General features: G+C 69.0%; 3 protein-coding genes. 2 read left to right on the top strand and 1 reads right to left on the bottom strand.

Annotated elements, in window-relative coordinates; all coding sequences use genetic code 11:
• Positions 1-749 precede the first annotated feature (749 nt).
• Together KDL01_RS37040 and KDL01_RS37035 are read left to right on the top strand one after the other, a co-directional pair.
• Positions 750-4,517 carry an Ig-like domain repeat protein gene (locus tag KDL01_RS37040; protein ID WP_212533385.1) on the top strand — a complete coding sequence of 1,256 codons (3,768 nt, stop codon included), beginning with the start codon at positions 750-752 and terminating at the stop codon, positions 4,515-4,517.
• Positions 4,518-4,892: 375 nt separating this feature from the next.
• Positions 4,893-5,486 carry a histidine phosphatase family protein gene (locus KDL01_RS37035; protein WP_212533384.1) on the top strand — a complete coding sequence of 198 codons (594 nt, stop codon included), beginning with the start codon at positions 4,893-4,895 and terminating at the stop codon, positions 5,484-5,486.
• A 7-nt stretch (positions 5,487-5,493) separates the two neighbouring features.
• Here KDL01_RS37035 and KDL01_RS37030 read toward each other — a convergent pair whose 3' ends face one another.
• Positions 5,494-7,350, bottom strand: coding sequence for a discoidin domain-containing protein (locus KDL01_RS37030; RefSeq protein WP_212533383.1), 1,857 nt, complete (start codon positions 7,348-7,350; stop codon positions 5,494-5,496).
• Between the last annotated feature and the right edge of the window lie 175 nt (positions 7,351-7,525).

Genomic DNA, 7,525 nt, shown 5'->3' with positions numbered 1-7,525 from the left:
GAAAGAATCAGAACCCTGATAAATGCTGCGTCTGCCCGCCCGAGGAGAGAGCCCCACCCCTGGCTGGATCCTTGCGGAGGGTCCGTGGCCCGGTCTGCCGCGCCCGGTGCGGAATCCGGCCTCGCCGGCCCGCCCGAAGCGGCGTGTCACACCGCCCGTCACTCGATGCAGGATTCTTTATTGCTGGCCTGCTCGGTGCAGAAGGATTTTGCATCGCTGATTTTCGCATCGCTGGCTTTTACATCTACATGGCGCCCGGCGGCTGTACTTGTCGTACAGCAGGGGATCTTGTTTGACTGCGGGCCGGGTTATCCAGCCGTCGCTTCCGTCGCTGGGTCCAGGTCGCGACATCAGGTACTGGAGCGCATCGGGACTGCGGCACCCGAACTGCGGCACCCGAACTGCTCCGCAAGGGCCGTGCGTTCTTCTTCGGCGCACCCGATAGCTGACCTCTGATGAAAAGCCCGAAGGCCCGCCTCGGCTCCGGCCGGTTGAACGGAAACCCCAGCTCATCCGCCCATGTCTGAACGTCGTCGGCCCACCCGGCCATGTCGTCCTCGATCAGGTTCTCGAGCATGCCCGGTCGACGATTGATCAAGAGACCAGGTGCAAGATCTCCCGCTGTACTACATGGCGGGATATTTACTCAAAACCCTGTCTCCCCAGAGACCTCCGGCATATCTTTCCCCTGAGACCGGAGCGATGCGCGCCCGGACCCCGGCGGCCGTCCGGAAGAGGGGGTCCTTCCTATGCGAATTCTGAGTCTGGCGCGGTCTCGACCGCCCGCTGCGGCGCTGGTGGGCGCCGTCGTGCTGGCGCTCGGCGCCTTGAGCCCCGGCGTGGCGCACGCCGATCCCGGCGCCGACGGCCTGCCGCAGGCCGCCGACGTCGGCGCGTACTTCGATGTGGCCGACGCCTCGGCTCGGCCGGGCCTGGCTGTCGGCCCGGACGGGAACGTCTGGACCGTCGGTGCCCAGGAGATCGAGGCCCTCGATCCGTCGAGCGGGGAGATCGCCAAGCGCTACTCCATCGGCTACACGCCCTTCGAGCTGATCAGCGGCCCGGACTCGAGCATGTGGTTCAGCCTGCAGATGACCGGGGGCAACGGCACGGTCTCGGAGATCGGCCGGATCGACATGTCGGGCAACGTCACCGAATACCCGCTGCCGGCCGGCGACGGCGGGCTGATCTCCGGCATCGCCGCGGACAGCGCGGGGGACATCTGGTTCGCGACGGCCAGCGCACAGTCGGCCAACGGCCTCGGCTACGTCGGCTACCTCGCCCCGGACGGATCGATCACCCAGTTCCCGATGCCCGTCGCGTACATATACGCCAACTTCGCCAACTCGATCACTCTCGGCCCCGACGGGAACATGTGGTTCATCGGCCAGTTCGGCGCCCCCGGCCCGGTCGAGGTCGCCTCGGTCACCCCGGCCGGGGTGATCACCACCTACCCGGTGTCCTACCCGTCCTCCGGCGGCCCGCTCGCGATCACCACCGGCGCGGACGGCAAGCTCTGGTTCAGCTACGGGGCGACGATCGGGGGGAACTATACCTCCCTGATCGGCACCCTGGATCCGCTCACCGGCGCCCAGAGCACCCTCGTCCTGCCCCTTGCCATCTCGCAGGTCAGCGGTCTGGTACTAGGCACCGACGGGATCATCTACGCGGCCGGTGCCCCCAACTCGGGCTCCGGGGTGGAGGTCGTGGGCGTGGCACCCGATGACCAGTACGCGCTCTTCTCCGAGCCGTACACCTTGACGTCGTACGGGATCGCCGCCGATCCGGACGGGAACCTCTGGCTCTCCGACGGCGGCGTGTTCGCGCAGGTCACACTCGGCAAGCCGTACAGCGCGAAGATGTCGATCACGGCCGACGCGAACCCGGCGTACTTCGGCCAGCCGGGCAACCTGGTGATGACGCTCACCCCGGACCAGCCCGGCGCGCCGACCCCGACCGGCACCGTCAGCCTCACCATGGCCTTCGGCGGCTACAGCTATGTCGGCTCGGCGACCGTGGTCAACGGCGTGGCGGACTTCCCGATCGCCGATCTGCCGCTGAACTACGCCACCGGTCAGGATCCGATCGACGCGGTCTACAGCGGCGATGCGAACTACGGACCGCAGGCCGCCGGACAGTTGACCGTCGTGGTCTACCGGGCGCAGACCACGCTGTCGCTGACAACCACCGTGAACCCGTCCGCGTTCGGGCAGGACGTGCAGGCCGTCGCGACGCTCACCGCGCAGGGCGGCGGCGAGCCCGCGAGCGGCTCCACCGACGTCGTATTCACCGTCGACGGAGTCAACCAGGACGTGGTGATCGGCGACAACGGCACGGCGACGCTGGATCTGCCCGATCTGTCATCGGGCACGCACACGATCGGGGCGAGTTTCCCCGGCGCGAACGGCTACGCGCCCAGCACCGCGACGTCGCTCACCCAGACCGTAGGCCAGGCCGCGGCTCCGACCGTCTCGCTCAGCAGCTCCCGGCCGACCGCCGAGTACGGCCAGCAGGTGACCGTGGTCGCGGTGGTGGCCGCGCCTTCCGGCGCTCCGACGCCGACCGGCTCGGTCACCTTCACCGTCAACGGGACGCAGACCACGGTGTCGGTGGACGGCTCCGGCTCGGCGGCGCTCCAACTGCCGTCGCTGAACGCAGGTACGTACCCGATCACCGCGAGCTACTCCGGTGACGCGAACTACCCGGCGGCCGACGCTCCGGCGCCGCTGACCCAGACGGTGACCCCGTCCATCAGCAGCCTGCTGCTCTCCTCGCCGGACAACCCCTCGCACCTCGGCCAGGACGTCGAGCTCGACGCGACCGTGGTCGGCGAGCCCGGCGGACCGATCCCGGACGGCAGCGTGACCGTCATGGTCGGTGCCTTCACCCAGACCGTCGCGCTCAACCAGTACGGCATCGCCACCTTCACCCTGCCCGGCGCCGACCTGCCGGTTGACGAGGACCTGATCAGTGCGAGCTACACCTCGTCCTCGGGCAACTTCGACCCGGCCACGGCCACCTTCACCCAGACCGTGTTCCAGGCGCCCACGCCGACGGTGACGCTGTCCACAAGTGCTGCGACGTCCGCTTTCGACCAGCCGGCCACGGTGACCGCGACGGTGTCGACGACGGCGCCCGGCTTCACCCCGACCGGCACGATCGTCTTCTCGGTCAACGGACCGGACAACGCGCAGGCCACCGTGCCGCTCGATGCGAACGGCGCGGCAGGGTACACACTTCCGGCCGGCCTGGATCCGGGCTCTTACACAGTGAGCGCGACCTACTCCGGAGGCGGGAACTACTCGGGCGGCGAGCAGTCCGCGACGCTCGGCGAGACGGTGACCCAGGCCCCGACGACGACCGCCCTCGCCGCCACGGCGAGCCAGGTGAATCAGGGTCAGTCGGTCACCTTCACCTCGGTGTCCACCGAGACGGCTACCGGGCAGCCGGTGAACGGCGGCCAGGTCCAGTTCTCCGTCAACGGAACCGCCACTGAGACGGTCACCGTCGACGGCACCGGCACCGCTGCCTTCACCACGACGACGCTGCCGGTCGGCACTGATCGGGTGACTGCGACGTACCTCGGCGACACCGACGAGGCCTCCGGCACCGCGGCATCGGCCACCGTCACCGTCGCCGCGAACGCGCTGACCCTGAGCTCGTCCGCGAACCCGGCCGTCACCGGGCAGAAGGCGACCTTCACCGCGCAAGTCGCCCCCGCCACCCCGGGCGGCGCGACGCCGACCGGCACGGTCACCTTCACCGTGGACGGCACGGCCGAGGCACCGGTGGCGCTGCACCTGGGCACCGCCACGTACAAGGCCTCGTTCACCACGCCCGGCCCGCACACGGTGACCGCGGCGTACTCCGGCAACGCGGGCAACCCGGCCGCGACGTCCGCACCGTTCACCGAGACCGTCGACCCGGCGGGCACCACGGTGGCGCTGACCACGACCGGTTCGGCCGACCCCTCGGTCACCGGCCAGGCCGTCACCTTCTCCGCGCAGGCCACCGCCACCGCGCCGGGCACCGGCATACCGAGCGGCACCGTCACGTTCACCGTGGACGGCATCGCCCAGACGCCGGTGACGCTCACCGCGGCGGGTAAGGCGACCCTGCGCCTGACCACGCTGACCGTCGGAGTCCACACGGTGACGGCCGCGTACTCCGGCGCCGCCGGGTACACCGCCTCCACCTCGCCGGCACTCCAGCAGACGGTGAACCAAGCTTCGACCACTGTCACGCTGACCAGCTCGGTGAACCCGTCGGCGCCGACCCAGGCGGTGACCTTCACCGTGAAGGTCACCGCCGTCGCCCCCGGCACCGGCGTGCCGACGGGCACGGTCGTGCTCACCATCGATGGCGTCGCAGAACCCGCGATCACGGTGGTGAATGGCTTGGCCAAGGTCACCTTCAGCGGGCTGACCGCCGGAACGCACACGATCACGGCCGCCTACTCCGGCTCCGCCGCGTACGCGGCAGGCACCTCCGGCACCCTCAGCCAGACCGTGAGCTGATCACAGGCTGCGCATAGCGCACGGCAAATAGAGCAATAGAGCACACCGCACGACCCGTCGCCGCGCCCGGACCACCGTCCGGTCGCGGCGACGGTTCGGCCGCAGGTGATACACGATTGCCCACTTGTGCAACGGGCGGGCGGGCTGGCGGACTCAGCCTCATCGCGACCTGATCATCGAGCGCTAGAAGAGCCTGCTGATCTCGAGTGAGAGCCTCGGCCCGGTTCGGCTGGGTCGGCCTGGTCGGGCGCGAAACTGCGTGGCTCGCCGCGGCCGCGATCCGGCACAATGGCAAGATCCGGTAGCCGGGCCCCGGCCGCCTATCGACTGTGATTTTCGCTGGTCGGGAGCGGATATGGGGCTTGTTCTTGATGCATGGATGCCGGTTACGTCATGAGCGACAACGGGAGTGGCACGGTGCTCGTCCACCTCATTCAACATGCTGACAAGGTGCGCGAGTCTGGCGACCCTGGGATCACCGAGCTCGGCCGGCGGCAGGCCGAGCGTGCGGGGGAGTGGGCTCGGGGCGCGGGTCTTGGGCGGCTTTACTGCAGTCCGCTGCGACGTACTCGGGAGACTGCGGCGTGCGTGGCTGCCGCTACTGGGCTTGAGGCGGTGCCCGACGGGCGGGCTCGCGAGCGGCTGAATTGGGATGGGCCGGAGGGGTTCGAGGTTTTTCATGCTGAGTGGGCCCGCACGGTCTTGGACCGTGGGTATGTTCCTGCGCTGCGCGGGGACTCGTCGGTTGCTGCGGCGGAGCGTCTCCTTGAGCTGATTGTTGAGGTGGCGCGGGAGGACACGGCGGCTGCGATTGTCACGCATGGCGGGGTTACGGCGGATCTGCTGCGGACGCTGTTGGGCGATGCGGGTGTGGATCCGGGGCTGCTGCGGGACGGTGTGCCGTCTTGTGCGGTGACGACGTTGCAGGTCTCCGGCCCGCGGATCTCACTCGTCCGCGGGCCGGAGTAGTTCTGCTCTACCAGCCGACGGCGACCACCATGTACTGCGGGTTGGTCACGGAGATGTCAGAGGACTGACCGTCTACGTCGTCGTACGGGAAGCCGTACTGCACGCCGTTGATGGCGTTCTGGTGCCAGAACTGGGCGTAGTAGTTCGCCGGAGCCGACTGGTAGAACTGGCTCGGTGTGGCCTGCAGCGTCGTCGAGAGTCCGGCGACGTGGCGGTTGAGTGCGGCGCACAGGGTCGGGTTGCCGGCGAGGGTGCCGCCGCAGCCGAAGATCTGCGCGGTGGTGTCCGTGGTGTCGCCGTTGGCCGCCGCGTAGCTGGTGAAGTAGTTGGCGTAGGCGCCGCCGGGCTGGAAGGCCGCGTCGTTGCCGGGGGACGGGATGCCGTACGGCGCGTTGTCCGTGGCCAGTTCCTTGAACTCGGTGGGCACCGAGTTCTCGAAGCGCTGGAACGTGGCCGTGCGGCTCTCCTGGAAGGTGGCGTAGTTCTCGCCGATCTCCTGGTTCGACCCGTCGTGCCCGTGCAGCAGGATCGCGAGCTTCAGGCCGAAGCGGTCCACTCGGGTGGTGTCCAGGTTGATCGACGAGGCCCCTACGGTGAACTCGATGAAGTCGTAGTACGCGCTGTCCGGTGAGCCCAGGTAGAAGTACATCCGCCCGGCCGAGTTGGCCGGCATGTCGATGTAGGGCTGCGCGGCGATGGACTCCTCTTGGCCGTTGAAGCTCCAGTACACCTCGCTGTCCGGGTACTGGCCGTTGGTCTGGTTGACCACCGAGACCTCGACGACGTTGCTGGCGGCCGGGATGGCCGAGGTGTTGCCCCAGAACGAGGCCGGCGGCTCACCGGTGCCCGAGGTGCCGGTGGACGAAGGACTCGGCGACGGGGATGCCGACGCTGACGCTGACGCCGACGCGGAGGGCGAGGATCCGGCGCCCTGCTTGAGGTAGACGTCGAACTCGTAGAGGGAGTAGCCGTACTGGGTGCCTCTGGCCGTGCCGTACATGCGGATGTAGCGGCCGGTTCCGGTGACGCTCAGGTTCTGCACGCCGCCTGTTCCGGTGGTGGTGGAGTAGATCGTGGTCCAGGTGGAGTTGTCGGTGGAGGTCTGGATCTGGAACGCGGTGGCGTACGCCGCCTCCCAGTTCAGACTCACGCCGCAGATCGACTGGGTGCTGCCGAGATCGACCTCCAGCCACTGCGGGTCGCTCCATGCGCTCGACCAGCGGGTGGCGGTGTTGCCGTCGGTGGCGGCCGAGGCCGGGAAGGAGGAGTTCTCCAGCGAGGACGCGGTGGTCGGCTGGTTGAGCGCGGCGTCGGCGGTGCTACAGAACGAGGTGGTGTAGCTGCCGAAGACCTGGAACTCCCACAGCGAGTAGCCGTATCCGGTGGCCCGTGCGGTGCCGTACATGCGCACGTACCGGCCGGTGCCGGAGACCGTCAGGGTCTGGTTGCCGCCGGTTCCGGTGGTGGTGGAGTAGATCGTGGTCCAGGTGGAGTTGTCGGTGGAGGTCTGGATCTGGAACGCGGTCGCGTACGCCGCCTCCCAGTCCAGGGTCACGGAGCTGATACTCGCCGTGGCGCCGAGGTCCACCTCCAGCCACTGCGGGTCGCTCCACGCACTCGACCAGCGGGTGGCGGTGTTGCCGTCGGTGGCGTCGGAGGCCGGATACGCGGAGCTCTCGGTCGAGGAGGCCGTGGTGGGCTGGCCCTGGGAGAGCAGTGCGGGGGCCGCCTGAGCGGGCGCCGCCACCACCACCATGGCGGTCGCGGCCAGCGCCACCGCGACGGCGGTGGCGATCAGGGCCCTGAGCCGGGTGGAGGCCCGGCCGAGTGGAACGGAGCGTGCTCGGTTGCGCGAGGGCGTCATTGCCACTCCTGCGAAGAGGGAAAGGGTGCGGAGGCGGACCGTGGGAGAGCGCTCTCCGGCTACGGCTTGTGTAATGCCGTCGCGGGTCTGTGTCAACCGTCGGGAAGCCCTATACCTGCGGAAACAGGTTCCGGAACCTGGGCGCGCGGCGAGTGGCGGGTGGCGGTGGCGGGGG

Origin of the sequence: Actinospica durhamensis (genome assembly GCF_018139695.1) — a bacterium.
In the GTDB taxonomy this organism is placed as follows: domain Bacteria; phylum Actinomycetota; class Actinomycetes; order Streptomycetales; family Catenulisporaceae; genus Actinospica; species Actinospica durhamensis.
This window is presented reverse-complemented; position numbering and strand designations above follow the sequence as displayed.

Coding starts and splice junctions, on each gene's coding strand:
- KDL01_RS37035 (WP_212533384.1), top strand. CDS start 4,893: ATGGATGCCGGTTACGTCATGAGCGACAACGGGAGTGGCACGGTGCTC.
- KDL01_RS37030 (WP_212533383.1), bottom strand. CDS start 7,350: ATGACGCCCTCGCGCAACCGAGCACGCTCCGTTCCACTCGGCCGGGCC.
- KDL01_RS37040 (WP_212533385.1), top strand. CDS start 750: ATGCGAATTCTGAGTCTGGCGCGGTCTCGACCGCCCGCTGCGGCGCTG.